Genomic DNA, 24,958 nt, shown 5'->3' on the forward strand with positions numbered 1-24,958 from the left:
TTTGCTTGTTGTCGTGTGGGGTTCAGCTCCCGGTCAATCGGTTGAAACGATGGTCAATGCCGCAGAAAGCGCCGGATCTTTTTCAGGTCCCGAACGAAGGCGAGCCGGCTCTTCTCCTTTTCATCCTGTTCCCTGATCCGCAAAAGTGCCGAGGGGTGAATGGTCACGAGAACATCGGGCTTTCCCGAGGAATAGAGTATATGGCCACGGTCGCGCATGACCTTGACCTTCGAACCGAGCAGCGAGGATACCGCTGTCGCGCCGAGTGCGACGACCAGTTTGGGCTTCAGGAGCTCGAGTTCAGCCCCGAGCCACCAGGCGCAACGCTGCACCTCTCCGGCATTGGGCCTTGCATGCAGGCGCTTCTTGCCGCGCATCTGGTATTTGAAATGCTTGACGGCGTTGGTGACGTAGCAGCGATCCCGATCCACGCCCGCCTCTTCGAGGCATTGATCGAGAAGCCGGCCCGCCGGTCCGACGAAAGGCCGCGCGGCCAAATCCTCCTTGTCGCCGGGCTGTTCGCCGACAAGCACGATATCGGCCACGTCGGGGCCTTCGCCGAAGACGAGATGGGTGGCATTGCGATAAAGATCGCACCGCGTGCATGAACGAGCATCGTCGCGCAGCTCACCGAGGGTTTCTGCGTCCGCATGTTCATATGCCAGCGAGGGACCTGTACCGGCCAAAGGAAATCTATCGAGCATTGGGGGCTCGCAATGGTTCCAGACTCTACGACGATCAACTAATCGCCGTTCTCTTTGTTCCATGCTCGGATGCCCTCCGCAGGGGAACCCACTCCTTCGCTGCTCGTTAGAACGATGAAACAGTAAGAACGGAGGAACCCGCCATGAACAGCGGCAGCAAAATAGGCTCCTTTGCGCTGAGCGCATTCTTCAACGACGAATATGATGCGGAGGCAGCGGCCCAGGCACTCATGGATGCCGGCATACCCAAGGACGCAATCACCATGACGCCGGGCAATCGACCGGATACGTCGCCGATCGATCATATGGGCTTTCTCGATGCGTTGACTGGAATCTTCTTTCACGAGGAACAGCGCGCCGCCTATGCGGCGGCTCTCGAACAAGGCGGAACGCTGGTTACCGTGCAGGAAATGAACGAGGCGCAGCACAATATCGCCCTGCCGATCCTCGCCGAGAAGGGTCAGATCGACGTCAACGAACGAGAAGGCGACAGCTGATCCGTTTGCCTTGCCGTGCGGGAACAGCCGATAAGCGCGACGGTTCGGGACCGCTGGTAGACGGCGACCAGCCAAAAAAGGAATCCACGGCGGAAACGGAAATCCGCGACATGTTTGTGCCTAATCTGCATATTGACACTTTCAAGGTGAAGAGCAAGAATTTCCATTAGGTATTGCCGCACACATCCCGGCGTGCCGACCGGTGCTTGGAGTGGGGCTGCCCACAGGACATAGATGTTTTGCGGGCATTCGGTTCTCCCCCTCGGCAGGCGTCACCGACCGGCACTTGTGTTTCGGCCGATCGTGACCGGTTACCAAGGCGGAGGAGAAATTCCGGATTTAAAAGGATGGTGGGTCGGCAATACAGTCTATAGCCGCCCACCTTCTAACCTGGAGAGCAAAGTTCGTTATGCGGGGTTGGACGCTTTTCTTAACGCCGAACTACCGGGATGTAGGCACCTTATTGAACATATACCGCGCGATCTTCCAATCACCGCCATCCTTTCTGAATACGAACAGCTCCCGATTCTCTTCGGAATGGGATTCGTTCGTCTGCAATACGGTGAACCGCACCTGTGAATGCGATCTCGCGAATGCGTAGTCTTCGCTGACCACTATCTCGTCGATGTCGATTTTGGGTTCGAGCTTGATCATACCGAAGCCGTGATCGAAGAAAGCCCTGAGTTGCTCCGCTCCCTCCACCGTCGGGGCGTCCACTCCCATCAGCACGGCATCAAGGGTAAACAACGGGAGCACCATCTCGGTTTTCGATTGATTCAGTGCGTCGATATATTTTTCGATGACCTGCTCGATCTGGGTTTTGTCTGTATGGTTCTGTGACATGCGGTTTTCCTTACATTTCGTTTTCTGATCTGGAACGAGTGCTAGAAATAGACCGCCATGTGCAGGTGGATTAGCCCGTATATTTCGATTATATTATCCGCTTTGTCGGATAGTGAATGGGAGCGGCCTGTGGACTTGAATGGCGCGAAGATATTCGTTCGGGTCGTGCAGATGGGAAGCTTTACAAGAGCCGCAGCGGAACTGGGCCTTCCCAACTCGACTGTTAGCGACAGGATTTCCGACCTCGAGAAAGCCCTTGGGGTAAGCCTTCTCGTTCGGACGACCAGAAAACTCCGTCTCACGGATGCTGGAAGCATATTCTTCAAGAAAGCCGAGCTGGCTGTGGCCGCCCTGACGAGCGCCGGCGAAGAAACCTCGTCATTCCAACAACACCCGTCCGGCACCCTGAAAATCACAGCGCCCGTCGACTTCGACTACACCTCGGTCTGCGAGGCGGTGATAGAGTACAACAAGAAGTTCCCCGAAGTGAGAGTCGAGATGCTGCTGACGGATCGTCTTGTGGACTTGGTCGGTGAAGGATTCGATATCGCCATCAGGGCAAGTCCGCTCAAAGACGCAGGTTTTACGGCAAAGCGAATGGGGGAAGCCGGACTGATACTGGTGGCCGCTCCCCAATACCTGGAACAATCTTCCGCGATCAGTCAGCCAGGCGAACTGGCATTTCATCAATGCCTTGTCATTTTGCCCGAACAGGACGCCAACAGCTTGGCCACCTGGAATTTGGTTTCCACCGACGGCCAGAAAGCCAAGATAGTTCCGCGAGCCCGGATTTCCTCAAACTCCGTTGGCGCAATCAAGCATCTCGCGTTGATCGGTGAAGGGATTGCCCTTATGCCGCCAACTTTGGTTCGTGGCGACATTTCGAGGAAGCAGTTGGTCCATGTACTCCCGGGGTGGTCAACGGCCCCATGGCCCAGCTATCTCGTATACGCATCCCACAGGAATTCGTCTCCGAAAGTCAAAGAGATGATACCGCTCCTCGAGCCCCGCATCCGCAGCATTATATGGTAATCCGTCGCCATCCTGCATACTTGCCGCTTTGAGCTGACAAGGAGATGGCCGACCATGAGCGATAACAAGGAGATCGGTGCGGTTTTAGGAAGCGATGGCGCAAGACCGAAACCCGACCGGACGGACTCGCCAATCTGAGCGTCAAGGACATGATCCCTTCATTTACCGGTGCGACAGCCGTCATGAACCACGCAAGCATGGGTCACGCTGCGGCTATCTAAGACATAAGCAAATCCGGGTCAGCGAGGCGATAATCGTCCTCGATCAGGCTGAGGGGCGCCCTGGCACATCCCGATCACTCAGGATCTTCTGCGCGTCCATGAACCCATGCGCCCACTTGTCTCGACGGTGGTCGCCTTCCGGAAAGGGGTTGTTGTCGCCGGTCGCACCCTTCTGGAAGGCCTTCGCGCCGAGTTCATAAGCGTCCGTTTCGGAAATCTTATCGTCGTTGCTCATGGCCGATATCCGCCTCTTGTCATCAAGCGCGCATCAAGGCAGGCCATCACGAAAGCTGTTCTGGATGCCTCGACCGGAATCTGGTGCGAAACGGCTGCGACGCAGCGCTCCCTCGCATGGGCGTAGGACGAACCTCTTTCGCACGGCCATCGCCGCGACAGGAAATGGATTGCATCTTCCGGCCCCTGGACTGTCTGGCAGCTCTGATCTCCAGCGGTGAGGCGGACAGGCGCGTTCCAAAGCGTTTTAAATTCGACATCAATGACTTCGTACATGCTATCCTCCCATTTTCTTGGAGGCCCTCTCCCCTTATAATGAACCACAGGCGCGGGCCATTTGTTCCCGAAGCTCATCCCATCGACATGCTGTCACGAGATTCTTTCTTTTCGGGTTTGGAAACTTTTATCGGCGTTGATTGTTGTTGACGCCAAGACCCTGAGGTGAACGCCAACCTTTGTCCCGCCTTGCGATTCACTTTCAGTTCACGCGAAACCATTTATAAGCGATCAACTCGCTCTGGATTGATGTATGGACGATTCGACCGCCCCCTATAGCCAGATGTTCTGGGGCAAACGGCTTTTGATCGTGGAGGACAGCTATTTCCTCGCCGATGAGGCACGACAAAAATTGCTAGAGCTCGGCGCGACCATAGTCGGGCCGGTCGATGATATGGACGCCGTCGAACTGATTGAGGCAGGCGGCGCGGATGCGGCGATCCTGGATTTGCATCTTGCTACGGGGCGCGCCTTTTCCCTTGTCGAGCGGCTTGAGAGACAGGGGCTTCCCTATGTCTTCGCCCTCGTCCGAGAGCCGTCCGGCGCGATGGCGGATTTTACCGGCTTTGTGCTGTGTGAGAAATCGGTAGCCATGGAGCAGATCGCCAAGGCTTTGTTCGGCAACCGGAAACGAGATATCTAGCACCCCTTCCCTGAATCATGCGACGGGCCCTGAATCATGCGACGGGAGTGCGATCCCCGTTAGCGCCTATCCTCGTCGAGGCGGGCGGCCAATTGCTGCCGTGCTCGATTGATCCTGCTTTTCACAGTGCCGATCGCGCAGCCGAATTTTTCCGCCGCGGCATCATAGGAGCGACCCTCTATGACGACATATTCAAGCACCGCCCGATAAGGCTCGGGCAAGAGATTGCAGGCCTCCTCCAGCTCCCTTGCCCGGATTGTCCATTCCTGCGACGGCAGGGCGATGCCATCACCGGAAACACAATTCTTGCTGCCCGGAGCCTCCCGCTTCGCAATGCGGAACTTCGTGCAAAACGTATTGCGCATGATGGTGAACAGCCACGATTTCAGTCGGCTGCCACGGTCAAACTGATTGAGATTGGCCAGTGCCTTCGCCAGCGTCTCCTGAACCAGATCGTCCGCATCGTTGGTATTTCTGTGAAAGGTACGCGCAAAGGCGCGAAGGGCCGGAATAAGTTCGACTATTTCGGTTTGCAGACCGGTTGTTCGAGGCAGATCGGTCACAACTTTATCTCCTTAGCGAGTTTTATGAGAGCGAGTTCTCGCTCGCATGTGCACGCAGCGCCCGATCTCGCTCAACGTAAGCCATGCCCGATGAAAACCGGCATCCATGGTGGCGCTGGCCAAATCGCCATTGAACTTGATTTGAACAATCTTTGCTTTTCGCTGTGCGCCGCAATGCTTCGGATTATCTCCGAGGGCTATGCTCTGTGCATCTTGCTGGAAAACGGTTGCACTCCGGGCTTGTTCCATCCAGTTCCAAAAAATCGCCGGGTGCCGACGAGGAAAGGACAAAAAAGTGAGGCAGCTCGGATTTCGCTTATCGCTCGATTGTCCCGTTGCGGCGAATCTTGCGTTGGAGAAGCAGAATGCCGTAGAGCAAGGCTTCCGCGGTCGGCGGACAGCCCGGCACGTAAATATCGACGGGAACGACCCGGTCGCACCCGCGCACGACCGAGTAGGAATAGTGATAGTAGCCGCCGCCGTTGGCGCAGGAGCCCATCGAGATGACATAGCGCGGCTCGGGCATCTGGTCGTAAACCTTGCGCAGCGCCGGTGCCATCTTGTTGCAAAGGGTGCCTGCGACAATCATCAAATCCGATTGCCTCGGGCTGGCCCTTGGCGCCGCACCGATGCGTTCGACGTCATAGCGCGGCATTGACATCTGCATCATTTCGATCGCGCAGCAGGCGAGCCCGAACGTCATCCACATCAGCGATCCCGTGCGCGCCCAAGTGATCAACTCGTCCGTGCTGGTGACAAGAAAGCCTTTGTCGGCAAGCTCGTTATTGATCGTCCCCAGGAATGGATCGCCGCCTGGAGCCTCGCCGGGATGTTGAAAATCTCCGATCACAGGACGGTCCTTGAAGGAAGACATGGTCCGTTCTCCATGGAAAACACACCTCTAACTTCCGCGGGGCCTGCTTGTTCCATGCATGAGGCTTCTTCGAAGGCGTGATCCTGCCAAGGCAAAAATCCAAAAAACCAGGAAACAACCACTCTTCTGTTGAGTTTGAACGTGGCGAACAGAAGAGAGAAACGATCCGATGTTGACGAAAATCATCGCAGCCAGTGCCTTGTCTATCGGCATGGCCACGGCTGTCATGGCACAGCAGTCCGGCACTGGCATCGGCACCGGCGGGTCCGGCAGCGGCAACGGCAACGGCGCCGCGACGGGCACGCAAAACGACGGCATGTCCAACGGAAACGGAGGCGCCACCGGCAAGGATACGAGCGGCACTCCCAACTCCAATGGCCAGTCGCAGGATTGCAATGCCATGAAGACAGGCAAGAACACCACCCAGGGCAACAGCACGCAGGACAGCCAATCGAACGACAGCACGTCGAACAGGAGTTGTCCTCAATAACGGAAGCTCGCGAAAATCCGGACACGCGTTCGCAATTCGCGGGCCACCAGACGTCGCCACAGGCATCCACGTCAACCGGATCAGGTGTGGATTGCCGGCACATGCAGCAATCGAGGAGTAGACCCCATGAAAAGCCCAGAATCCATGAGAAACGGTGCTCAGGAACTTGCGAAGGAATATCTGCGGCTCGGCGGACACAGGCTTCTGGTCATGGATGACAATATCCTGTCGACCAACAGCTGGGAGGCAGATCCCCCGGAAGCCGAGACCTTCTGGAAACGGGAGATCGAGATACTCGAGCCAAGGCAACGCAACGAAGTGATGTCGTTCCTCCCTTCCATCAATGTCACCTAGTGGCAGGGTTCATCGACGTTGCCGCAATCGTCCCGACGCAAGCCGCTCCAGACATGGCGATGAATAGATGACAGAGACAGGCGCGATCCGTATCGGTATTTCTGGCTGGACCTTTGCCCCCTGGCGCGGCGTTTTCTATCCGAAGGGCACGACGCGGAAGCGCGAGCTGGCCTATGCCTCCCGCCAGTTTCCCTCCATCGAAATCAACGGAACATTCTACGGGCTGCAACGTCCCGAGGCCTTTGCGAAATGGCGCGACGAGACGCCGGATGGCTTCGTCTTCGCCGTCAAGGGCTCGCGCTACATAACCCATATGCGCAGGCTGCGCGATGTCGAGACGCCGCTTGCCAATTTCATGGCTTCGGGCCTGCTGCGCCTCGGACGGAAGCTTGGCCCGATCCTCTGGCAGTTTCCGCCGCGACTGCGGTTCGATCCCGAACTCTTTTCCGCCTTCATGGCGATGCTGCCGAAGGACACTCGTGCCGCGGCCAGGGTCGCCAGGGGACGCGATGCACGGCTGGAAGGCCGCGACTGGCTGGAGACCGACGAAAACAGGCCGCTGCGCCATGCATTCGAGATCCGCAACGAAAGCTTTGAGCACGCCGCTTTCATCAGGTTGCTAAGAGAACACAAGATGGGTCTGGTCTGCGCCGACACGGTCGAGTGGCCGTTGCTGATGGATCTCACGGCCGATTTTGTCTATTGCCGCCTCCATGGCTCGGAAGAACTCTATGTCAGCGGCTACGATGACAAGGCCCTGGATATATGGGCAAGACGGATCAGCGCCTGGGCGCACGGCCTCGAGCCCGCCGATGCCAAGCGCGTATTGAAGCCGCTGAAATCGTCTGGGAAGGGCCGCGACGTCTACGTCTATTTCGACAATGACGTGAAAGTCCGGGCACCGGTCGATGCCCGACGGCTCGCCGAGCGGCTCGGGCTTGCCTCCCCCCTCGAAACCGCCTCACCCCCTGCACGCAAGCCGCAACATAAGCCCGAGGTTACAGAAGAGGCCCGCCAGCATTGGCCGGCCCGATAGGGTTTCTCTTCAACGCACCAGAAAGGCCGCCACTCCGGTTCAAATCACTCCAAGCGGCCCCATGCCGGGTCCCAGCGCACGCCCTCGGACAGTTCCACATAAATGGGCCTGACCGCCTTGCCGGTCATCTTGTTGCGCGCCGTCCGAAAGGCGTCATCGGGCTCCATTTCCTCACCCGGAAAAACGACATCGTCTTCGCCGGGCGGTGTAGCCTTGCGCAGGAAGCCCCTGATCTGATCGCCGGAATGATAGAATTTGACGACAATGGAGCCAGGCGGAACCTCATTCTTGCGATATCGCCGGTAGGTTTCCATCTTGCACCTCCTCACATCGGCGGGCATTTGCCGAATAGCTATGGTCAGGATTTGGCCGCGTGTTCCGGTTTTCCCTTTTGCTTGGTCGAAGCCATGTCGCGAAGTTCCTTTTCGCTCATGGAGTCGACCATGCTCTTCGATGCCCCCTTCAGCTCGCTCTTCTTCCTCTCGCCGCGCTTGGCGGCGAGCGCCGCACCGGCTGCCATTTGTTGTGATTTCGACTTTGCGGGCATGATGAGCCCTCCTTCGACTTGTTTTCGATTCCTTTGCCTATCCGGCGAAGCGCACCAGCAGGATGATCAACACCATCGCGGCGAGACCGCCGATGAATATGACGCGCTGCCACCGCCGTTTCAGGATGATCTCGCCTTGGCGAACATCCTCGGCCGCGAAGGTGCGTGGTTCGTCCTTTTTTGAATTGCCTTGGTCTTTTTCGCTCATTGCCACCATCCAGTGGACGCCGGATTTCGGCGGCCATTCACCTCGTGTTGGGTGCGATCGGCGCTGAAATGCGCCGACCGCATGTGCTTGCGAAGCATGGCCTAAGACTGATAGGTGCCGATGAGGCTTGCCTCTGCCAGCATGTGTTTCTTCATCTTCTGCCACATGGCCTCGGCTCCGATGGCATCCGGAAGCGTAACCCTTGGTACATCGAGGGCGGCAAGCCGGAAAATATAGCGATGAGGGGGATCACCTCTCGGCGGCCTCGGACCATCGTAGCGGGCATTGCCGAAATCGTTCTTGTAAAAGCGAAGCGCCTGCTCCTGCATGGTATCGACGCTTTCGGCCAATCCAGTCCATTCCGCCGGAATGTTGGCGATGCCGCAATGGCGGAACGTGCCGCTCGGCGCATCCGGATCCTCGACGATCAAGGCAAAGCTCTGGGTTTTAGCGGGAGCGCCACCCCAAGAAAGCGGAGGGAATAAATTCTCGCCATCCAGCGCGTATTTGCTCGGGATAGGCTCGTCCTCAGCGAAGGCCTTGCTGATCAGCGTCAAAGCCATCTGGTCCTTCCTTTCTGTCGTGGATTCATGCGTTTGTGAAGTTCTGGACATAAGGTGCAACCCGTCAGCACCATTATTGTTCCCCGCGCGGAACATTCATACTCAAGTGCGGTTCTGTGCATCCAAAAGGGAGGAAAAAAATGACGGATGAACGGTCAGAATGGATCAGCAAACGGGCTTACGCCATTTGGGAGGCAGCGGGACGCCCCTGGGGATACAGCCACCATCATTGGGAACAGGCGACCGCGGAGCGGGAGATCATGGAGCGAACGCGGGCATCCGTCGATGGCGAAGAAGTGCTGATAAGGCTTCGGCAGAAAGTTGCGATGCGCGAAGCCGAGAACGATGCCTCTCCGAAGGACCGTAACGTCGGATAGTTTCTTCACGCAGCAAATTCTCGCAGAGACAATTTCCGGGCTTGCATCGCCCGGCGTGGGTTGGTTGGCGAACAGCCGGGCACAGAGCTCAATCATGGCTGCTTCGCAGGATCCCCTCCTAATTCTGAGTTCCGTCGCGGTTCGGCTGGGCCGGCGTGCTCTTGGTGCCCTGCTGATTGTTTTCCAACCGGTCTGTTGGCGCGGGCTGAGCCGCTTGTCCGGTAGGCGGAGTATTGTCGACCGTGCCGCCCTGCGGCTGCCCGCCGGAGGAGCTTATGGCTAGCGCCGGGTTCTCCGATTTATTTGGCTCGATATGACGGCCCCATAGTTCAACGCCAGCCCATACGATTGCGGCCAGAACCAGCGCCGTGACCAACACGGTGAGAAGATGCACGCCACGCACGCCCTGGCGGGCCTCGGTCGCCGAAAGCGGCTTTTTGGGTTCCTCAGATGCCATTGCAGAGGCCTCCGTTCGTTGCAAATACATATCGGCCTAACCTCAACGCCCGGAGATGGTTCCATCGCGCGACGCCGCATCCGGTTGGCATCGGCCGGAACAATGCGCATAGCCGAGCGTTAGTTTCATGAGGCTGCAGATCGTGCCAAGCGGACGCGATGGTGCTGAAGAATATGGAGATTTTTCCGTTTTCTCTCCATAGCCAACGAAACGGCAGGCGAGCTTCTTACCCATCCGATCCGCAGCCTCCCCGTCACCAGGGGTCTAAGATAGATGAACCTCTGAAGCCGGCCGGACGCGTCTTTCGCCACGAGAAACTCCATACCGTCATCGAGGTGAACAATGGCAAAGAATATCACCAGCGCGGTGTCGTCGACGCCTACACCGGTTTTGACTCGATCGCTTCAACGCAGGTTCGATTGGCCGGGCCATTTGAATGGCTGGACGCTACCCGGATGCCGTCGCATCCTGCTGACAGCGGCGATGGCCGCTGCCATTTCTTCGACCCTCGCATTCGCACAACAAGCGCCGAACGACGACCGATGCAACGCCGCGGACACGAATCGACAGGCCGAAAACAAACAGACAGGCGACGCGCAGGCGACCCCGGCACCGGAAGACAACCCTAGTCAAAAACTGGCGGACTGCGACGGCGTTCTCAAGCCGCCGGCCGTCGGCGACAGTCAAATGGAAAAGCCTGCCCCGAAGGTTGGCAGGACCCCCATTATCAAGCCGGGCGATCCGCGAAATGGCCAGCAGAATAGTCAGCAGCCCAGCAAATGACGATGCATCCGTTACGGCTTCGGCTCCGGTTGTTCGAGTGGCCCGCTGGTCACGATCGAATCCCGGCTGTTGCCGGCGGTAAATGGCTTGATAACGAGAATGGCCAGTACCGATGCGATCATCAGGCCGAAGACGGCGATCAACAACATGCGCATCTCGACGTTCCCATCTACCGCGTTTTGCGAACGGCAAGGTTGCTGTCGTGTCCGACGATGCCGCCTGCCTGCCGGGAGATCGCTTCCGCGCGCTGCTTGGCTTCGTGATTTTCGACGGATCCCTCGATGATGACGCGCCCGCGGCTTACGGTCACGAAAATGCCCGCGGTATCGAGCAGCCCATCCGCTTTCAGCCTGCTTTCGATTTCCGCGCGAATTTCGGCATCGGCCCTTTCATGTTGCGATTGCGGGCCGGAGCGCAGCTCGGAGATCCTGAAGAAGATTTCATCGACCTCCTCTCTGCGGCGCCGATCGCATTCGGCCGAATCCTCGCAGCGCGCATCGTCAGTTCCCGGTTGCGGCGGAATTTCCTGCGCCGCCGATGCTCCTGTCGCAAGCTCCCGCGTGACATCTCCGGAGCCGCCGGCCGCCTGATCGAGCGCCTGCAGGGTGCGAATATCGGCGCGATCCGGAGGATCCCTTGCCGTTTTCGTATTCTTGATCTCGGTCATCGTTTTCTCCCATGTTTGATAGGGAAAAACCTTTGTCGTCCGGGAATGTTCCGCTCTTGATGCCGGTGGTCACCAACCAGTCGTCAGCATCTCGAAGGATACGATCTTGTGATGCTCTTGAAGAGAGGTGAGCAGTTGTGCGCCGCCGGCATCCAATGCCGCCTGCATCCATCGCACCTCGTAAGAAATATGCGCCGTTGCCTCCGTCGGACCCATCGTCTTGCCGATAAAGGCGAAGGCATATCCGCGCGGCTCGAGCGCCGTTTGCACGTCGGCGATCGCAACGCCGGCATCGCGCGGAAGCTCGATCACGAACCGCGCCTTCTGCCGGCGCGGTATCAGCTTATCGAACCATTTGAGGGGCGATAGCACGATAAAGGCGATAACGGCACCGGCCGAACCGACGGCCAATTGTCCGCCGCCGATGCACAAGCCGACCGCGGTCATGATCCACAGGGTCGCCGCCGTCGTCACGCCGGTCACCAGATCACCGCGCTTGAGGATGGCGCCGCCGCCGATGAAGCCGACCCCGGTCAGTACGCCGAGAGGAAAGCGCAGTACGTCCATCGAGGCGAATGACTGCGGTGTCTTGCCCAATGTCGACAGCAGCAGATTGGCCTGGATCATCGTCAGGCAGGCCGCCAATCCCACTAGGATCGTCGTGCGAAATCCGGCCGCATGACCGCCAATCTCGCGGTTAGTGCCGACCAAGGCACCGGCGGCCGTCACCAACGCGAGCCGAACGGCGATATCGAGCCAGTTCGGATCGAGGGGCATGGCATCCATCAGATTTGGCATGGCAATTCCCCGGCGGAAAACCCCGCAGGTCGGTTCTCTGCTGTGAGAACCGACCTGTGGGCTTTTCGTTCCGTGGCGTCGCTCATCCCGAGACGGCGAATTCCGATCGCGGAGCTTTAACCATCCCCGCGCTTGTCGAACTTCTGCATGGCTATGGCTGCGAGGTGTCGCTCAGCCGCGACTGATGACGGCACATCGCCCATGATGACGATTGGGCGCGCCATGCGGTGCGGCTGCACCACCCTTCATTCTGATGGCAGCCTCCACAGCCGGCTGGATCAATGCACGGGCGCCGGCTCTGCTTCGGACGCATTCTGCTTGTGGTGGTCGGCGGCGAGCAGCATGTAGACGGCGGGGACCACGAAGAGCGTGAACAATGTCCCGATAGCGAGCCCCGTCGCGATCACCAGGCCCATGTTGAAGCGGGCGGATGCGCCGGCGCCGGTCGCCAGGATCAGCGGCACGACGCCCAGAACCATGGCGCCGGTCGTCATCAGGATCGGACGCAGACGGATGCCGCAGGCACCCTCGATCGCTTCCCGTTTGGTCTTTCCGGACACCTGCAGCGTATTTGCCACCTCGACGATCAGGATGCCGTGCTTGCTGATCAGCCCCATCAGCGTCACCAAGCCGACCTGCGTATAGATGTTCATCGTCGCGCCGCCGATGCCGAGGCTGATGAAGGCGAGCGCGCCTGCGATCGACATGGGCACCGATACGAGAATAATCAGCGGGTCGCGGAAGCTGTTGAACTGCGCCGACAGCGCCAGGAAGACGATGATCAGGGCGAGAGCGAAAGTAGTGGCCATGCCGCTGGATTCCTGCACGTATTGACGTGACTGGCCTCCGTAATCGACCGAATAACCCTGTGGCAGCGTGCGCGCCGCGATCGACTTTAAGGTTTCCAGGGCATCGCCGACGGCAACACCCGGCGCCGGCACGCCGGAGACGGTGGCAGAGTTCAATTGCTGGAAGTGCGCGACCGAACGCGGCGTCGCCTCGAGTTTCGCCGTGGCGATCGCCGAAAGCGGGATCTTGGAACCGTTCACGCTTGCGATCGGATAGTTCATGATCTGATCGATAGTCTGGCGCGAGCGCTGCTCAACCTGCGGGATGACCTGATAAGAGCGATTGTCGATGCTGAAATAATTGACGTAGCCGCCGCCCAGCATGGCGGCGAGCGCAGAGCCGACATTATTCATGGACAGGCCAAGCATCGACGCCTTGCTGCGGTCGATCTGGATCGAATACTGCGGATTATCGACGTAGAGATCTTTCGTCAGAAAGATGAACTCGCCGGATTTCTGCGCTTCCTGCAGGAAGGTGCTGGACACTTCGTTGAGCTGATCGAAGCTGCCGGTGCTTCCGATGGCAAACTGCACCGGCAAGCCGCTGGCGCCGGGCAGCGGCGGGATCTGGAAGACCACCGCCTGCCCGCCGGCGATCTTTGCGAGATCGGCCTGTACCAGTGGCTGCAGTTGGTCCGCCGTCCGGCTGCGCTGGTTCCACGGCTTCAGCACCATGCCCTCGAAAGACGTGCCCGGCACCTCGACCTGCAGGGTCTTGTCGGTTTCGGGGAAACTGCGGAAGATCTTGGTGACCTGGTCGGAATTGAGCAGCTTCTGTTGAAGTGTCGCATTGGGGGCGTTGGTCACCTGCGAGGCAAGAAATCCCTGGTCTTCATTGGGAGCCAGCTCGCTCTTGGCGCTGGTGTAGAGGAAATAGATGCTGCCGAGGACAATCACGGCAAATACCAGCGTCACCGGCACCGTATTCAGACTGCCATGCAGCATGCGCACATAGGGCCGATGGATTTCCGAGAAGCGGCGGTCGATGAAATCGGAAATGCGCTCCTCCCAGCCGCTACGGTCGGTCAGATGCGGCTTCAGGATGCGCGAACACATCATCGGCGTCAGTGTCAGCGCGATGATCATGGAAACGGTAACGGCGCCAACCAGCGTAAAGGCGAATTCGGTGAATAGAGCGCCGGTCAGGCCGCCCTGAAAGCCGATCGGCACATAGACGGCAACCAGCACGACCGTCATGGCGAGGATCGGCCCGACCAATTCGTGCGCCGCGGCCAGTGCCGCCTGCATCGGTGGCGCCCCTTCCTCGATATGACGGTTGACGTTCTCCACGACGATGATGGCGTCATCGACCACAAGCCCGATGGCGAGCACCAAAGCCAACAAAGTCAGAAGGTTGACGGAAAAGCCGAAGATCAGCATCATCACGAAGGTGCCGACCAGCGACAGCGGTATGGCGACGATAGGAATGGCAACCGATCGCGGCGAGCCGAGAAATGCGAACACCACGAAAATGACGATCACCAGAGCCTCGATCAAGCTCTTGACGACCTCGTCGATCGACTGGGTGACGAAGGTGCTGGAATCGTAGACGATGTAGCCCTCCAGCCCCTGCGGCAGTTGCGCCAGAATAGCCGGAAACACGGCGCGCACACCCGCAATCACGTCAAGCAGATTTGCCGTCGGCGCAATTTGGATACCCATGAACACGCCGTCCTGGGCGTCGAATCCGATCTGGACATCGGGGTTCTGCGAGCCGAGCGCGACGGTTGCGACATCCTTCAAGCGAACGATCGTATCGCCGATCTGCTTGACGACCATCTCCCTGAACTCGTCGGCCGAATGCAGATCCGTCTGCGCCGTCAGCACCGTCTGCGTCATCTGGCCGCGGGTCCTGCCGATACCGGAAATATAGTTGTTGTTCCCAAGCGCGGTCCAGACATCGCCGGCCGTCAGCCCGTAGGCGGCGAGCTTATCAGGCTTCAGCCAGGCCCTCAGCGCGAATGTTCTGCCGCCGAGGATTTCAGCCGTCTGCACGCCGGTGACCGCCTGCAGTTTCGGCTGGACAACGCGGGTCAGATAGTCGGTGATCTGATTGCTGGCGAGAACATCGCTGCGGAAGCCGATATACATCGCATCGATCGACTGGCCGATCGAAACCGACATGATGGGCTGTTGCGTGCCGGTGGGCAGCTGGTTGAGAACCGAGGATACCTTGGCGTTGATTTCCGTCATCGCCGCGTCGGCGTTATAGTTGAGGCGCAGGTTGACCGTTATCGTCGAACTACCGCTGGTGCTCGACGACGTCATGTAGTCAATGCCGTTGGCCTGGGCGATGGCGTTTTCAAGCGGCGTCGTGATGAAGCCGGCGATAACGTCGGGCGCGGCACCTGGATAGGTGGTCGTCACGGTCACGACGGCATTCTGGGTCTGTGGGTACTGGCGCACCGTCAGCGCGCGGAACGACTGATAGCCGATCACGACAATCAACGCGCTGACGACGAGAGCAAGCACAGGGCGCCGGATGAAGATATCGGTGATATTCATCGCCACACCTCAGTTGGGATTTGCCGGATTGGCATTGGGATCGTTCGACGGCTGCACCTCGTTGTTGACGATGACCGGCGAGCCGTTGTTCAGTTTCAGCTGACCGGAGGTCACCACCACTTCACCTGCGTTCAATCCCTTGGTCACCGCGATCTGCTCGCCACGCGCCTGTCCGGTGCTGACGAACTTCTGACTGGCGACGAGCTGCGGCTTTCCATCCTGCCCGCCGCCCTTGTCGGTCACCACATAGACGACATTGCCGTAGGGGTTGAGGGTGACGGCGGTCTGCGGCAGGGCGATATAATCTTTTGGCTCCCCAACCGTTACCGATGCGTTGCCGAACATTCCGGGCAGGAGTTTGCGATCGGAATTCGGGAAGGTTGCCCGGATTGTCATGTTGCGGCTTTGTGTATCCACCAGCGGGCTGATCGCCGTGATCTTGCCGTCGAAGGTCTGGTTCGCATAGGCATCGACCGTTGTCGTCACCGCCTGTCCGACCTTCAGTTGCGACAAGGCCTGCTGCGGCATCGAGAAATCGAACTGGATCGGATCGAGCGACTGTAGCGTGACGACTGCGGTTCCGGCCGGCAAATATTCGCCGAGGCTGACCAGCCGGATGCCGAGATGCCCATCGAAGGGTGCGCGGATCGAATATTGATCGATCAACGCCTGCTGTGACGCGACCTGTGCCTGCGCGGCCTTCCATGTGGCCAAATCGCTATCGACCTGGCTTTGCGCAATAGTATTCGCCTTGATCAGCTTTGAATCGCGGTCATAGGCGATCTGCGCGTTCGCCGCCGACGCCTGGTATTGCTGCAGCGTCGCGATCTGCTGATCGGCAAGCAGCTGCACGATGAGATCGCCTTTCCTGACATCCTGGCCATCCTGAAAGCCGATCTTCTGGACGATGCCCTGGACCTGGGCGGAAAGATTGGCGCCCTCGATGGCATTGAAGCTGCCTATGGATTGCAGCGTCGTTTGCCACGGGCTCATCGCCGCCGTAATTGTCGAGACTGTCTGCGGTGGTGCCTTGAGGTTAGCCAGATACGCCGCGATCATGCGGTTCTTGAATGCCTGGAAGCCGAAAATCCCGCCCAGGATCAGGCCTATGACGATCAGCATGATCACCATGCGCTTTATCATGACTGGTAACTCTATTTTTCGAGAACAGGTCTCTGGGAATTCTGATGGTGTCGGCTCTGGCGAGGCTCACGGAACCCCTTCCGCGCCAATGTTGCCGTGTCCTTACCGGCGCATGCGATCGACGTATGTTTTGAAAGCGATTTTTATCAGGAGTGGCGGGATCGCGGGGATAGTCGCCGCCGAACAACGCCTTTCCGCCGCCGGGGGCGGTGTTGACTTCGCCGTGATTGAAGCTGGTGGCGTCCAAATCGGCCGTCCTCAGCAAACAGACCTGTCAAACGTCATTCGCACGCCTCTGCTTCTGATTCAGCACGAGTTTTTACGATCCGAATTACGATAGCCAATTTGTTATGTCCGAACCATATCTAGTAAAGCCCTGAATAAAGGCAATAATAGTACCGAAACAATCGTCGCCCAGACGAAGCGAACTCATTCGCCAGATCAATATTGCGGGCGAAGCTTCGCGGCTGCCGAGAGCCGCTTCCTATCTTATCAGGCCGAGCCGAATGGCTATCGCGATGGCATTGGTCGTGTTTTTTGCTTCGAGCTTGTCGCGAACCGAACGCAGATGCTTTTCGGCGCCGTGATAGGTGATGCCCATCCGCACGGCAATCTCATGATCCCGCAAGCCATCCGCTGCCAATTGCAGCGCCCGTCTTTCCCTGGGCGTGACGCCCTTCAGCAAAGGAAGCTGATCCAGTTCCCTGAGCTGGAGGGCACGATCCACGGCAAAGGTCGCCAGCAATTGCAGACCGCCGCGCTCCTGCTCCCTGATCTCGATATGATCACCGCCGATGGAAAAGCCTATGACGGTGCCATCAAAAGTCTGAAGGCCGATGGTGAAACCCTCGCGCAAGCCAAACTCCCCGGCTTCCCCCATGACATCGCGCGCCATCGCATTCCGCAGTCTTTGCCCCTCTATGTCCCGCCAGAAGAACGGCGCATGCTGCTCCTTGACCATGCGTATGGTCGGATCGTGACGCAGATAGTCATGGCTGAAATAACGGGAGACCCAATCGGTCGGCCACGCATTGAGAAGGATATGGCCGACTTGCTGCCGCTTCGTCTCGCCAATTGGCGGCATTGTGCCCGCCAGCACATGTGTCGCGCCGAAGCGGCCGATATAGACGAGCACCAGCCGCAGGATATCGGCTTCGGTCTGTGCTGCCTCCATGGCAATTATCAAGGCCGTCGTTTCTTCAAGCAGATGCGCCGGCATCGTTTCCGCGGAAGATGACGAGGAATGCGTCTTCATACTGGTCTCACAGACTATTCGAAAGCTGAGAAGGATTGTTTATATTAAACATTCCTAATTGATTATGAATACCCCAAGGAAGGAGAAATTGGAGAGGCCAAAACCTGCCTTCGGTACCCCCAATATGCAACAATCCACCGCAGGACAGGCGATGCTGGCGGGACGCGTCAGGCGCTCCAGAACGGAGCTGAGCAGACCGTGCTGGAGGGCTGATCTTATAGAGGAGTGAGGCTGCATGTCGGATAGCAGATGCGCGCGTGCCGCTAAAGTATCCCATGGCGTTCCTTCTAAGCCGCGCGACGGCGCAGGTCCGTCTTCAGGGAACGAAGCTTTGCCAATGTGCGCTCATCGAACGATGCAGTGACCGCCACGACATCCTCTCCTGAAACCGACTGCGGCAATCCGAGCGCGCTGACCCGGAAATGAAGCTGCAGCAGCCGGAGGATCCAAAGCGGCTGCATTTCGATGATCACGGTATTGATACCGGTTTCCAAACCCCATTCGACAAAACCCGAAAGCAGCGTGTTGGAAACCGCGCTTAGGGCACGGCCATGTTCTCTGTAGGCCGGCTCGACACAATAGCGTGTCCATTCCCATATGTGCCGACCGACGGGCCTTTCCTGCTCGCAGAGTTGCGGGAGCACTTCGGACAGAAGGTGGGGTTTGATGGAGGGCAGCATTCGCTGATATCCAAGAACATCGCCTTCATTGATGAACAGCATATGCACGGCGTCTGCCGTATCGAATTGATCGATCTCGCGACCATCGGCACGCGTCAGATCGTTCCATCCGCGCTCCTCGACGAATACGCGGTGCCGCAGGCGAAACGCCTGATCCATCTCGTCCTGATAGTCGTGTATGTTCCGGCCGGTGATAATATGAAGCATCTCTACAGCTCTCCTGTTTGGGCAAGCTGATCATCGAGCCGTTTCACGATCACCACAGGTACGGAAAAGCGTACCTCACGAAATCAGCCCCTTTCGCAGAGCAAGGGCAATTGCGTGATTGGTATTGCGCGAACCAAGCTTTTCGCGGCAGGAGCGCATGTACTTGTCGATGGCATGATCCGTGATTCCGAGGCGCGAGGCGATCTGCCGCTCCTTCCAGCCTTCGGCCGCCAGCTGAAGAACCTCGCGCTCCCGTGCGGTCAATTTAAGGATGCTGCTGTTTTGCTGAGTGTGCCGGATCCGCAAGGCGCGATAGACCGCAAAATTCGCAACAAGCGCCAGATTTTTCTTGTTTTCCGGCGCGAGCTGCAGCCGCTCGCCGGCGATCGAAAAGCCGACATGTTCCTGCCCCAGGCTCGGAAGCGTCATGGTGAAACCCTCCGCAAGGCCGAACTCCTTGGCTTCGCCCATGACCCGCATACCGGACCGAAGTCCGACGACTTCGTTCTCATCCCAGAAAAAACTTTCAAGCCCTTCGCGTACCAGCGTGATCGTCGGATCCTTGAAGAGATAGTTTTGAGAAAAATAGCGTGCCGACCAATCATTCGGCCAGGCATTGATCAGGACATGGCCTATCTGCTGGCGTTTGGTCGCGCCAATCTGGGGCATGGTGCCGACCAGGACATTGGTCGCGCCGAACGGCTCCACATATCGAATGACGACCTCAGCCAGTTCCTCCTGAGTTGTGCAGGCCTCGAGCTCGGCCAGGAAATACTGTGTTTCCTCAAGGGTCCGAGTGGGAAAAATTGGATTGCCGGGCAATATCCAGTGTTTTGACATAACAACGATCTTCGAAGTTTCACGATGGAGCAAGAAACATGGCCACGACACCGGCCAGAAACTTCGGGCAGTGCATTGGTGATTATTTGCTCATATATTCAACGATATGGTCTTATCAACGCGACCATGCCAGGATGGTGTCAGCCAACGCGCCTGACGCAGCAATGCCGAAGTATTTTGGCTTACCATACACCTCGTACGGTCGCTTGACGACCGGCGCCGATGCAAATGAAACATGCGTTGGATCCGGAAACCGGGCGTCTGTTCCCTCAGCCTCACCGAGGATGGCCGCGGCTTATTGCCGTCTTGCGGACTTGGAGCATGATGCGGAAAAGTGTAAGCGATTTTCGGATGACATCGGGCTCTCCCTATTTGAATCCGTGCTAGGCATCCTTCCATTTGGAAAATGTAGCGGCCTGTCCGCGCAAATTCCCGTCGCGGTCCACGAGCTGCCAGACAATGCCGTCTTCGATCCAGAAGCGACGCCCGGATTTTGCAATCCGCAGCCCGCGATAATCGGAAATAAAGCCATTGCTCGTCACAGCGTCCAATAGCCGTTGGCGCTCCGCACGATCTGGAAGCTCCGCCGAAAGCCGCGAGGGAAGCGTCACGAACTCGTCCCACGGATATTCGAAGCAGTTCTGTGCAGCCTTGTTGGCATAGACGAAACGGGGATCGGCATCCGTATTGTGGGCAACGACCACAAAGGGCGCATCGCGATAGAGCCAATCCGGCACGGACCCTTCATCAACAAGCGCAACGCCAACGATGCGACGAAAACTGTCCGTCAGAAGGTCAAAGAACGCATTATCGACCGATAAATCCACAGCCTTGCCTTCAGCTTCGCCAGCCATCCATCCCATCCTGTCACTCGGTGCATCGATGGTGCGATACTTAGCAAAACGCCATGAAGATCAAGTGGCGAGAGCCGGTCCCCCATGAGACAACTTGTGGATTGTTGGCGCAGGTAGCTCAGGGGCAGACGGAGCGCCGACAGAAATCGGTGACGACATCGACCAGTTTCTGGCGGTCGACGGACGATCCCTCGGCCAGACAGTCATCGACGGCGCTATGCATGGCGTTAAAGAGCATGACGGCCGAAAGCCGGGCGTCGATGAAGGAGAAGGCTTTGGCTTCCTGTCCTTCGAGCAGGAAGGATGAAAGGCGGTCTACCAGCGAATTGGCGCGTTTCATGCTTCGTTTGGCCGGGTGGAACTCATGGAAAACCAGATCGTGCAGCGCGACCTCGTCGAGGTAGCCGACAACGCATGACCCTATCCAGACATCGAGCCGATGCATCCAACTGCCGGAGGATGCCGCTGCGGCAGCCGCGTCGATCTTTTCGCAGAAGCGCGCGATGAAGCGCGCCTTCAGAGCGGCCAGAACATCTTCCTTCGTCTGGAAATAGAGATAGAAGGTGCCCTTGGCGACATCGGCGGCCTCGACGATTTCCGCAACACTGGTCGCGGCAAAGCCCTTCTCCAGAAACAGACACTGCGCGGCGTCCATCAGCTCCTCCCGGCGGATTTCCGGGGGCTTGGTGCGCGGGCGCGGGCGTTCTGCGGTGGTCACGGACTTTTCCTCATCTACAGGCTATCGATGGCAAGGCCCGCCGGCTGGAGAATGGAACGGCATAGCCATTCCGCTGCAGGCGGTGCCTTGTCGAAGATTTCTAGCGGCATATGAAGCGGAAGACGAGCAAGACTTTGCCGCACGCCGTCAGCCGTCGCCACCGGAACGACGACGGCAATGCCGAGAAGAAACCGATGGAGGGCGTCGCGGGCAATCCCGATCCGCTGCGCCACCATAGCCAGTATGGCCGCATCGTTCGCAAGCGGCGGTCCGTATGCCGAGATCAACAGAAGGGCAAACGGCTTTTCATGCACCAGCCAGCGCTCGACGGTATCAAGGCCCGATCTTATCCCATCAGCATCCAGCCTTGCCTCCGCGACCACAATCCCCAGCGGCCAATGCGTCTCGTCGCAATCGGGCAACAGCGTTTTGAACGCCATCATGACGGCCTGCACAAATCAGTCAGGCTCCGCAGCACATGTCCCATGTTCACCGGCTTTCCTCGCACCGCGGAAACGGAGGCAGGCCACATCGTCGCCTCGTTGACCTCATCGAAGATCTGCGCGGGGACGCCATACAGCTCTTCGGGTGACATCGAACCACGGGCGGCGGACAGCACAAGCGGCCATTGGCTAAGATTGTGACGGATCATGACGGGGATTTCTCCTAAGCGATGATATGCGGACAGCTACCGCCCCGCGCAAGCTCATGAACAAGGGCGACCATTCGAACGTCTCCGGATTCCGATAGTGCAAATTTATGACTGACCGTCGGTCATTTGTAAAGCGTATGCTTGAACGACGGCTAATTTCGTTCGACGCCTTCTTATACGGCTTATACGGCTCGTCCGACGCGACTACACCTTCATGTGTGATGGTAGCAGTCATGATGTTTCTCCCAATCGTTGCTTTTATAATTGACTGACCGGTCGGTTATGTTAGGTTTTTTCGTGATCGCCAGGGAAAAGGCGACGGGAGGAAACATGTCCGATTCCGACACCATTCTGTCGGCGCTTGCCGACGGCGTTTTAAGCCTCACGCTCAATCGACCCGACAAACTCAATTCCTTCAACGAGGAAATGCACCTTGCGCTGCGCGCCGGTTTCGAGCGTGCGCACAAGGATGCGGAGGTGCGCGCAGTTCTGTTGACTGGAGCCGGCCGAGGCTTCTCGGCCGGCCAGGACCTTGGCGATCGCGACCCGCGCAAGGGAACGCCGGATCTCGGCCATACGATCGAGACCTTTTACAATCCGCTGCTCCGCCTCATCCGCAGCCTGGAAAAGCCCGTCGTCTGCGCCGTCAATGGCGTGGCCGCCGGCGCCGGCGCCAATATCGCCTTTGCCTGCGACATCACGCTTGCCGCCCGTTCGGCCCGCTTCATCCAGGCCTTCGCGAAAATCGGCCTCGTGCCGGATTCCGGCGGCACCTGGAGCCTGCCGCGCCTCATCGGCGAGGCCCGCGCCAAGGCGCTGGCGCTGACTGCCGAGCCTCTGGATGCGGAAACGGCGGCTAGCTGGGGCCTGATCTGGCGTGCTATCGATGACGACAAGCTGATGGAGGAGGCAAAGGCTCTCGCCCTCCGGCTCGCCGCCGGCCCGACCAAAGGCCTTGGCCTGACCAAGCGCGCCATCCAGGCGGCGGCGACCAATTCGCTTGACGAACAGCTCGACCTTGAGCGTGACTTGCAGCGCGAGGCCGGCCGCAGCGCCGACTATGCCGAGGGTGTCGCCGCCTTCCTCGAGAAGCGCCAGCCGGAGTTCAAGGGGCGATGAGCACAGCCGACAGCATTTCGCCGCAGTCGCTTGCGGAAGCCTGCGCCAGAGCCATGTGGGACGAAGACAACGCTACCCGTCGCCTCAGCATGGAGCTGCTTGCCGTAGCCCCCGGCAAAGCAAGCCTTTCTATGGCGATTACCGAGGCGATGACGAACGGCCATGGCACATGCCACGGCGGCTACATCTTCACTTTGGCCGACTCAGCCTTCGCATTCGCCTGCAATACCTACAACCAGCGCTCCGTCGCCCTGCACTGTTCGGTGACCTATATCGCGCCGGCTTTCAAGGGCGACCGGCTGACGGCGACGGCACGGGAGGTGTCGCGCCGCGGACGAGGCGGCATCTACGACATCGCGGTTACCAATCAGGAGGGCGAGCAGATCGCGGAGTTCCGCGGCCACTCGCGAACGGTCAAGGGCACGCTTCTGCCGGACTAGAGCAATTCCAGGAAAAGTGCGCAGCGGTTTTCCGTCCGGAATGCGTAGCAAAACAAGAAGATAGGGCGTTTTCGCGATTCGAAGAAAAGCGGAAATGCTCCAGGGTTCACGCCGGCAGCATCCGGCATCTCTGGAGGAGACATTCATGGAAGACCTTTCCCCGCGCGCCGGCGAGCTCGAGGCGATCGAGACGGCCTCGCGCGACGAGATTTCCGCGTTGCAACTTGAACGCATGAAATGGTCGCTTACGCATGCCTATGAAAATTCCCGTTTCTATCGGCAATGCCTCGACGAAGCGGGTATCCATCCCTCCGACCTGAAGACATTATCGGATCTCGCCAAATTCCCCTTCACCACGAAGCAGGATCTTCGCGACACCTATCCTTTCGGCATGTTCGCCGTGCCGCGCGAAAAGCTCGTCCGCATCCATGCTTCTTCGGGCACGACGGGCAAGCCGACCGTCGTCGGCTATACGGCTGGGGACATCGACACCTGGGCGAGCCTCGTTGCCCGCTCGATCCGCGCCTCCGGCGGCCGCGCCGGCGATATCGTCCATATCGCCTATGGCTACGGCCTCTTCACCGGCGGCCTCGGCGCGCATTACGGCGCGGAGAAACTCGGCTGCACGGTCGTACCGGTCTCCGGCGGCATGACGGAGCGGCAGGTCGCGCTGATACAGGATTTCAGGCCGCGCATCATCATGGTGACGCCCTCCTACATGCTTTCGATCCTCGACGAATTCCGCCGCCAGGGCCTCGACCCGCGCGAAAGCTCGCTCGCCGTCGGCATCTTTGGGGCCGAGCCTTGGACCAATGCCATGCGCGAGGAAATCGAGCAGGCCTTCGACATGCATGCCGTCGACATTTACGGCCTGTCGGAAGTCATGGGTCCGGGCGTCGCCAACGAATGCGTCGAGAGCAAGGACGGGCTGCACATCTGGGAAGATCATTTCTATCCGGAGATCATCGATCCGGTCACCGGCGCGGTATTGCCTGATGGCGAGATCGGCGAGCTCGTCTTCACCACGCTGACCAAGGAAGGCCTGCCGATCATTCGCTACCGCACGCGCGACCTGACGCGTCTGCTGCCCGGCACGGCTCGTTCCATGCGCCGCATGGAAAAGGTGACGGGCCGCTCCGACGACATGATGATCCTGCGCGGCGTCAACGTCTTTCCGACGCAGATCGAAGAGCAGATCCTGAAATGTCGCGGCCTCGCACCGCATTTCCAGATCGAACTGACGCGCTCCGGCCGCATGGACGACATGACCGTTCATGTGGAGTGCACGCTGGAGGCGGCGGACGAAACTGCGCGAAATGTTTCGGCAAAGGAGCTTACCCACCACATCAAGAGCGTGGTCGGTGTCTCGACGAAGATCATCGTGCATCCGCCGGGCGGCGTCGCGCGCTCCGAAGGCAAGGCGAAACGCATCATCGACAACCGCCCGAAAGAATGATCGGGCATCCGGCGGGATAGCCTGGCAAGCATTTGATTGTATATAGGAAAGATCGGCCGCCAGGCACGGTCAAG

General features: G+C 58.7%; 35 protein-coding genes. 12 read left to right on the top strand and 23 right to left on the bottom strand.

From position 1 onward, the window contains the following. Positions 1-53: 53 nt before the first annotated feature. Positions 54-704, bottom strand: a complete 651-nt coding sequence (locus CCGE531_RS24420; protein ID WP_120668566.1) for a UdgX family uracil-DNA binding protein — start codon at positions 702-704, stop codon at positions 54-56. Positions 705-847: 143 nt separating this feature from the next. Between CCGE531_RS24420 and CCGE531_RS24425 the strand changes: the two genes are divergently transcribed. Then, positions 848-1,201, top strand: coding sequence for a hypothetical protein (locus CCGE531_RS24425; protein ID WP_120668568.1), 354 nt, complete (start codon positions 848-850; stop codon positions 1,199-1,201). A 441-nt stretch (positions 1,202-1,642) separates the two neighbouring features. On the opposite strand, the gene CCGE531_RS24430 is transcribed toward CCGE531_RS24425, so the two are convergent. Continuing rightward, positions 1,643-2,044, bottom strand: coding sequence for an SgcJ/EcaC family oxidoreductase (locus tag CCGE531_RS24430; RefSeq protein ID WP_120668570.1), 402 nt, complete (start codon positions 2,042-2,044; stop codon positions 1,643-1,645). 129 nt (positions 2,045-2,173) lie between these two features. On the opposite strand from CCGE531_RS24430, the gene CCGE531_RS24435 reads away from it, so the two are divergent. Continuing rightward, positions 2,174-3,076 (top strand): LysR family transcriptional regulator, encoded by a 903-nt coding sequence (locus CCGE531_RS24435; RefSeq protein ID WP_120669403.1) that lies wholly within the window; start codon positions 2,174-2,176, stop codon positions 3,074-3,076. Between the two features lie 264 nt (positions 3,077-3,340). Here CCGE531_RS24435 and CCGE531_RS24440 read toward each other — a convergent pair whose 3' ends face one another. Together CCGE531_RS24440 and CCGE531_RS24445 are read right to left on the bottom strand one after the other, a co-directional pair. Beyond that, positions 3,341-3,532: a hypothetical protein gene (locus CCGE531_RS24440; RefSeq protein ID WP_120668571.1), complete on the bottom strand. Its 192-nt coding sequence runs from the start codon at positions 3,530-3,532 to the stop codon at positions 3,341-3,343. Beyond that, positions 3,529-3,885: a DUF982 domain-containing protein gene (locus CCGE531_RS24445; protein ID WP_348633018.1), complete on the bottom strand. Its 357-nt coding sequence runs from the start codon at positions 3,883-3,885 to the stop codon at positions 3,529-3,531. The genes CCGE531_RS24440 and CCGE531_RS24445 overlap by 4 nt, the downstream gene beginning before the upstream one ends. Before the next feature lie 175 nt (positions 3,886-4,060). On the opposite strand from CCGE531_RS24445, the gene CCGE531_RS24450 reads away from it, so the two are divergent. Beyond that, positions 4,061-4,450 (top strand): response regulator, encoded by a 390-nt coding sequence (locus CCGE531_RS24450; RefSeq protein ID WP_120668575.1) that lies wholly within the window; start codon positions 4,061-4,063, stop codon positions 4,448-4,450. Positions 4,451-4,509: 59 nt separating this feature from the next. Here CCGE531_RS24450 and CCGE531_RS24455 read toward each other — a convergent pair whose 3' ends face one another. Then, positions 4,510-5,013, bottom strand: coding sequence for a sigma-70 family RNA polymerase sigma factor (locus tag CCGE531_RS24455; protein ID WP_120668577.1), 504 nt, complete (start codon positions 5,011-5,013; stop codon positions 4,510-4,512). Positions 5,014-5,329: 316 nt separating this feature from the next. Further along, positions 5,330-5,887 (bottom strand): NADH-quinone oxidoreductase subunit B, encoded by a 558-nt coding sequence (locus CCGE531_RS24460; protein ID WP_120668579.1) that lies wholly within the window; start codon positions 5,885-5,887, stop codon positions 5,330-5,332. A gap of 169 nt (positions 5,888-6,056) precedes the next feature. Here CCGE531_RS24460 and CCGE531_RS24465 point away from each other — a divergent pair, with 169 nt between their 5' ends. The 3 genes from CCGE531_RS24465 to CCGE531_RS24475 all read left to right on the top strand — a co-directional run bounded on the left by CCGE531_RS24465 (position 6,057) and on the right by CCGE531_RS24475 (position 7,767). Next, a complete protein-coding gene (locus tag CCGE531_RS24465) occupies positions 6,057-6,377 on the top strand; it encodes a hypothetical protein (protein WP_120668581.1) in 321 nt (106 codons plus the stop codon). Positions 6,378-6,503: 126 nt separating this feature from the next. Then, positions 6,504-6,731: a hypothetical protein gene (locus CCGE531_RS24470; RefSeq protein WP_245459285.1), complete on the top strand. Its 228-nt coding sequence runs from the start codon at positions 6,504-6,506 to the stop codon at positions 6,729-6,731. Positions 6,732-6,798: 67 nt separating this feature from the next. Continuing rightward, complete coding sequence (locus CCGE531_RS24475) at positions 6,799-7,767, top strand: DUF72 domain-containing protein (RefSeq protein ID WP_120668585.1); 969 nt, start codon at positions 6,799-6,801, stop codon at positions 7,765-7,767. A gap of 44 nt (positions 7,768-7,811) precedes the next feature. Here CCGE531_RS24475 and CCGE531_RS24480 read toward each other — a convergent pair whose 3' ends face one another. The 4 genes from CCGE531_RS24480 to CCGE531_RS24490 all read right to left on the bottom strand — a co-directional run bounded on the left by CCGE531_RS24480 (position 7,812) and on the right by CCGE531_RS24490 (position 9,085). Continuing rightward, complete coding sequence (locus CCGE531_RS24480; protein WP_120668587.1) at positions 7,812-8,081, bottom strand: hypothetical protein; 270 nt, start codon at positions 8,079-8,081, stop codon at positions 7,812-7,814. A 44-nt stretch (positions 8,082-8,125) separates the two neighbouring features. Beyond that, on the bottom strand, positions 8,126-8,314 hold the full coding sequence (locus CCGE531_RS24485; RefSeq protein WP_120668589.1) for a DUF3008 family protein: 189 nt from the start codon (positions 8,312-8,314) through the stop codon (positions 8,126-8,128). A 37-nt stretch (positions 8,315-8,351) separates the two neighbouring features. After that, the gene (locus CCGE531_RS34390; protein ID WP_162943990.1) at positions 8,352-8,522 is read right to left on the bottom strand and encodes a hypothetical protein; all 171 of its coding nucleotides are present in this window, start codon (positions 8,520-8,522) and stop codon (positions 8,352-8,354) included. 101 nt (positions 8,523-8,623) lie between these two features. Further along, entirely contained in the window at positions 8,624-9,085 is a 462-nt protein-coding gene (locus CCGE531_RS24490; RefSeq protein WP_120668591.1) for a YbhB/YbcL family Raf kinase inhibitor-like protein, read from the bottom strand. A gap of 140 nt (positions 9,086-9,225) precedes the next feature. Here CCGE531_RS24490 and CCGE531_RS24495 point away from each other — a divergent pair, with 140 nt between their 5' ends. Further along, entirely contained in the window at positions 9,226-9,462 is a 237-nt protein-coding gene (locus CCGE531_RS24495; protein WP_120668593.1) for a DUF2934 domain-containing protein, read from the top strand. Positions 9,463-9,580: 118 nt separating this feature from the next. Here CCGE531_RS24495 and CCGE531_RS24500 read toward each other — a convergent pair whose 3' ends face one another. Beyond that, the gene (locus CCGE531_RS24500) at positions 9,581-9,919 is read right to left on the bottom strand and encodes a hypothetical protein (protein ID WP_120668595.1); all 339 of its coding nucleotides are present in this window, start codon (positions 9,917-9,919) and stop codon (positions 9,581-9,583) included. Between the two features lie 342 nt (positions 9,920-10,261). On the opposite strand from CCGE531_RS24500, the gene CCGE531_RS24510 reads away from it, so the two are divergent. Next, positions 10,262-10,702 carry a hypothetical protein gene (locus CCGE531_RS24510; RefSeq protein ID WP_120668599.1) on the top strand — a complete coding sequence of 147 codons (441 nt, stop codon included), beginning with the start codon at positions 10,262-10,264 and terminating at the stop codon, positions 10,700-10,702. Positions 10,703-10,713: 11 nt separating this feature from the next. Here CCGE531_RS24510 and CCGE531_RS34395 read toward each other — a convergent pair whose 3' ends face one another. The 5 genes from CCGE531_RS34395 to CCGE531_RS24530 form a co-directional block, all read right to left on the bottom strand. After that, positions 10,714-10,857, bottom strand: a complete 144-nt coding sequence (locus CCGE531_RS34395) for a hypothetical protein (protein WP_162943991.1) — start codon at positions 10,855-10,857, stop codon at positions 10,714-10,716. 14 nt (positions 10,858-10,871) lie between these two features. Then, positions 10,872-11,369 (bottom strand): BON domain-containing protein, encoded by a 498-nt coding sequence (locus tag CCGE531_RS24515; protein WP_120668601.1) that lies wholly within the window; start codon positions 11,367-11,369, stop codon positions 10,872-10,874. Positions 11,370-11,438: 69 nt separating this feature from the next. Then, positions 11,439-12,167, bottom strand: a complete 729-nt coding sequence (locus tag CCGE531_RS24520; protein ID WP_120668603.1) for an MgtC/SapB family protein — start codon at positions 12,165-12,167, stop codon at positions 11,439-11,441. 278 nt (positions 12,168-12,445) lie between these two features. After that, positions 12,446-15,520: an efflux RND transporter permease subunit gene (locus tag CCGE531_RS24525; RefSeq protein WP_120668605.1), complete on the bottom strand. Its 3,075-nt coding sequence runs from the start codon at positions 15,518-15,520 to the stop codon at positions 12,446-12,448. 9 nt (positions 15,521-15,529) lie between these two features. Beyond that, positions 15,530-16,651 carry an efflux RND transporter periplasmic adaptor subunit gene (locus tag CCGE531_RS24530; RefSeq protein ID WP_245459286.1) on the bottom strand — a complete coding sequence of 374 codons (1,122 nt, stop codon included), beginning with the start codon at positions 16,649-16,651 and terminating at the stop codon, positions 15,530-15,532. On the opposite strand from CCGE531_RS24530, the gene CCGE531_RS24535 reads away from it, so the two are divergent. Beyond that, the gene (locus tag CCGE531_RS24535) at positions 16,629-17,003 is read left to right on the top strand and encodes a hypothetical protein (RefSeq protein WP_162943992.1); all 375 of its coding nucleotides are present in this window, start codon (positions 16,629-16,631) and stop codon (positions 17,001-17,003) included. The genes CCGE531_RS24530 and CCGE531_RS24535 overlap by 23 nt on opposite strands. A gap of 144 nt (positions 17,004-17,147) precedes the next feature. Here CCGE531_RS24535 and CCGE531_RS24540 read toward each other — a convergent pair whose 3' ends face one another. The 7 genes from CCGE531_RS24540 to CCGE531_RS24570 all read right to left on the bottom strand — a co-directional run bounded on the left by CCGE531_RS24540 (position 17,148) and on the right by CCGE531_RS24570 (position 21,869). Beyond that, a complete protein-coding gene (locus tag CCGE531_RS24540) occupies positions 17,148-17,918 on the bottom strand; it encodes a LuxR family transcriptional regulator (protein WP_120668610.1) in 771 nt (256 codons plus the stop codon). 287 nt (positions 17,919-18,205) lie between these two features. Further along, positions 18,206-18,805: an acyl-homoserine-lactone synthase gene (locus tag CCGE531_RS24545; protein WP_120668612.1), complete on the bottom strand. Its 600-nt coding sequence runs from the start codon at positions 18,803-18,805 to the stop codon at positions 18,206-18,208. A gap of 75 nt (positions 18,806-18,880) precedes the next feature. Continuing rightward, a complete protein-coding gene (locus tag CCGE531_RS24550; protein WP_120668614.1) occupies positions 18,881-19,645 on the bottom strand; it encodes a LuxR family transcriptional regulator in 765 nt (254 codons plus the stop codon). 383 nt (positions 19,646-20,028) lie between these two features. Beyond that, positions 20,029-20,499 (bottom strand): MEKHLA domain-containing protein, encoded by a 471-nt coding sequence (locus CCGE531_RS24555; RefSeq protein WP_120668616.1) that lies wholly within the window; start codon positions 20,497-20,499, stop codon positions 20,029-20,031. A gap of 118 nt (positions 20,500-20,617) precedes the next feature. After that, positions 20,618-21,217, bottom strand: a complete 600-nt coding sequence (locus CCGE531_RS24560) for a TetR/AcrR family transcriptional regulator (protein ID WP_245459288.1) — start codon at positions 21,215-21,217, stop codon at positions 20,618-20,620. Positions 21,218-21,231: 14 nt separating this feature from the next. Next, positions 21,232-21,660 (bottom strand): hypothetical protein, encoded by a 429-nt coding sequence (locus CCGE531_RS24565; protein ID WP_162943993.1) that lies wholly within the window; start codon positions 21,658-21,660, stop codon positions 21,232-21,234. Beyond that, positions 21,657-21,869 carry a hypothetical protein gene (locus CCGE531_RS24570; RefSeq protein ID WP_120668620.1) on the bottom strand — a complete coding sequence of 71 codons (213 nt, stop codon included), beginning with the start codon at positions 21,867-21,869 and terminating at the stop codon, positions 21,657-21,659. The genes CCGE531_RS24565 and CCGE531_RS24570 overlap by 4 nt, the downstream gene beginning before the upstream one ends. Before the next feature lie 330 nt (positions 21,870-22,199). Here CCGE531_RS24570 and paaG point away from each other — a divergent pair, with 330 nt between their 5' ends. The 3 genes from paaG to paaK all read left to right on the top strand — a co-directional run bounded on the left by paaG (position 22,200) and on the right by paaK (position 24,884). Beyond that, positions 22,200-22,988, top strand: a complete 789-nt coding sequence (gene paaG, locus CCGE531_RS24575; RefSeq protein WP_120668622.1) for a 2-(1,2-epoxy-1,2-dihydrophenyl)acetyl-CoA isomerase PaaG — start codon at positions 22,200-22,202, stop codon at positions 22,986-22,988. Beyond that, on the top strand, positions 22,985-23,428 hold the full coding sequence (gene paaI / locus CCGE531_RS24580) for a hydroxyphenylacetyl-CoA thioesterase PaaI (protein WP_120668624.1): 444 nt from the start codon (positions 22,985-22,987) through the stop codon (positions 23,426-23,428). The genes paaG and paaI overlap by 4 nt, the downstream gene beginning before the upstream one ends. A gap of 145 nt (positions 23,429-23,573) precedes the next feature. Beyond that, positions 23,574-24,884, top strand: coding sequence for a phenylacetate--CoA ligase PaaK (gene paaK / locus CCGE531_RS24585; RefSeq protein WP_120668626.1), 1,311 nt, complete (start codon positions 23,574-23,576; stop codon positions 24,882-24,884). Positions 24,885-24,958 lie beyond the last annotated feature (74 nt).

This window comes from Rhizobium sp. CCGE531, assembly GCF_003627795.1.
In the GTDB taxonomy this organism is placed as follows: Bacteria; Pseudomonadota; Alphaproteobacteria; order Rhizobiales; family Rhizobiaceae; genus Rhizobium.

What these genes read in the sequence shown, in the direction of transcription:
- CCGE531_RS24550 (WP_120668614.1), bottom strand. Translation starts at nt 19,645, where the DNA reads ATGTCAAAACACTGGATATTGCCCGGCAATCCAATTTTTCCCACTCGG.
- paaI (WP_120668624.1), top strand. Translation starts at nt 22,985, where the DNA reads ATGAGCACAGCCGACAGCATTTCGCCGCAGTCGCTTGCGGAAGCCTGC.
- CCGE531_RS24565 (WP_162943993.1), bottom strand. Translation starts at nt 21,660, where the DNA reads ATGATGGCGTTCAAAACGCTGTTGCCCGATTGCGACGAGACGCATTGG.
- CCGE531_RS24485 (WP_120668589.1), bottom strand. Translation starts at nt 8,314, where the DNA reads ATGCCCGCAAAGTCGAAATCACAACAAATGGCAGCCGGTGCGGCGCTC.
- CCGE531_RS24480 (WP_120668587.1), bottom strand. Translation starts at nt 8,081, where the DNA reads ATGGAAACCTACCGGCGATATCGCAAGAATGAGGTTCCGCCTGGCTCC.
- CCGE531_RS24475 (WP_120668585.1), top strand. Translation starts at nt 6,799, where the DNA reads ATGACAGAGACAGGCGCGATCCGTATCGGTATTTCTGGCTGGACCTTT.
- CCGE531_RS24510 (WP_120668599.1), top strand. Translation starts at nt 10,262, where the DNA reads ATGGCAAAGAATATCACCAGCGCGGTGTCGTCGACGCCTACACCGGTT.
- CCGE531_RS24515 (WP_120668601.1), bottom strand. Translation starts at nt 11,369, where the DNA reads ATGACCGAGATCAAGAATACGAAAACGGCAAGGGATCCTCCGGATCGC.
- CCGE531_RS24460 (WP_120668579.1), bottom strand. Translation starts at nt 5,887, where the DNA reads ATGTCTTCCTTCAAGGACCGTCCTGTGATCGGAGATTTTCAACATCCC.
- paaK (WP_120668626.1), top strand. Translation starts at nt 23,574, where the DNA reads ATGGAAGACCTTTCCCCGCGCGCCGGCGAGCTCGAGGCGATCGAGACG.
- CCGE531_RS24490 (WP_120668591.1), bottom strand. Translation starts at nt 9,085, where the DNA reads ATGGCTTTGACGCTGATCAGCAAGGCCTTCGCTGAGGACGAGCCTATC.
- CCGE531_RS24535 (WP_162943992.1), top strand. Translation starts at nt 16,629, where the DNA reads ATGACGATCAGCATGATCACCATGCGCTTTATCATGACTGGTAACTCT.
- CCGE531_RS24445 (WP_348633018.1), bottom strand. Translation starts at nt 3,885, where the DNA reads ATGAGCTTCGGGAACAAATGGCCCGCGCCTGTGGTTCATTATAAGGGG.
- CCGE531_RS24465 (WP_120668581.1), top strand. Translation starts at nt 6,057, where the DNA reads ATGTTGACGAAAATCATCGCAGCCAGTGCCTTGTCTATCGGCATGGCC.
- CCGE531_RS24430 (WP_120668570.1), bottom strand. Translation starts at nt 2,044, where the DNA reads ATGTCACAGAACCATACAGACAAAACCCAGATCGAGCAGGTCATCGAA.
- CCGE531_RS24525 (WP_120668605.1), bottom strand. Translation starts at nt 15,520, where the DNA reads ATGAATATCACCGATATCTTCATCCGGCGCCCTGTGCTTGCTCTCGTC.
- CCGE531_RS24440 (WP_120668571.1), bottom strand. Translation starts at nt 3,532, where the DNA reads ATGAGCAACGACGATAAGATTTCCGAAACGGACGCTTATGAACTCGGC.
- CCGE531_RS24530 (WP_245459286.1), bottom strand. Translation starts at nt 16,651, where the DNA reads ATGGTGATCATGCTGATCGTCATAGGCCTGATCCTGGGCGGGATTTTC.
- CCGE531_RS24500 (WP_120668595.1), bottom strand. Translation starts at nt 9,919, where the DNA reads ATGGCATCTGAGGAACCCAAAAAGCCGCTTTCGGCGACCGAGGCCCGC.
- CCGE531_RS24420 (WP_120668566.1), bottom strand. Translation starts at nt 704, where the DNA reads ATGCTCGATAGATTTCCTTTGGCCGGTACAGGTCCCTCGCTGGCATAT.
- CCGE531_RS24425 (WP_120668568.1), top strand. Translation starts at nt 848, where the DNA reads ATGAACAGCGGCAGCAAAATAGGCTCCTTTGCGCTGAGCGCATTCTTC.
- CCGE531_RS24495 (WP_120668593.1), top strand. Translation starts at nt 9,226, where the DNA reads ATGACGGATGAACGGTCAGAATGGATCAGCAAACGGGCTTACGCCATT.
- CCGE531_RS24520 (WP_120668603.1), bottom strand. Translation starts at nt 12,167, where the DNA reads ATGCCAAATCTGATGGATGCCATGCCCCTCGATCCGAACTGGCTCGAT.
- CCGE531_RS24555 (WP_120668616.1), bottom strand. Translation starts at nt 20,499, where the DNA reads ATGGCTGGCGAAGCTGAAGGCAAGGCTGTGGATTTATCGGTCGATAAT.
- CCGE531_RS24545 (WP_120668612.1), bottom strand. Translation starts at nt 18,805, where the DNA reads ATGCTTCATATTATCACCGGCCGGAACATACACGACTATCAGGACGAG.
- CCGE531_RS24450 (WP_120668575.1), top strand. Translation starts at nt 4,061, where the DNA reads ATGGACGATTCGACCGCCCCCTATAGCCAGATGTTCTGGGGCAAACGG.
- CCGE531_RS24540 (WP_120668610.1), bottom strand. Translation starts at nt 17,918, where the DNA reads ATGAAGACGCATTCCTCGTCATCTTCCGCGGAAACGATGCCGGCGCAT.
- CCGE531_RS24570 (WP_120668620.1), bottom strand. Translation starts at nt 21,869, where the DNA reads ATGATCCGTCACAATCTTAGCCAATGGCCGCTTGTGCTGTCCGCCGCC.
- CCGE531_RS24470 (WP_245459285.1), top strand. Translation starts at nt 6,504, where the DNA reads ATGAAAAGCCCAGAATCCATGAGAAACGGTGCTCAGGAACTTGCGAAG.
- CCGE531_RS34390 (WP_162943990.1), bottom strand. Translation starts at nt 8,522, where the DNA reads ATGAGCGAAAAAGACCAAGGCAATTCAAAAAAGGACGAACCACGCACC.
- CCGE531_RS34395 (WP_162943991.1), bottom strand. Translation starts at nt 10,857, where the DNA reads ATGCGCATGTTGTTGATCGCCGTCTTCGGCCTGATGATCGCATCGGTA.
- paaG (WP_120668622.1), top strand. Translation starts at nt 22,200, where the DNA reads ATGTCCGATTCCGACACCATTCTGTCGGCGCTTGCCGACGGCGTTTTA.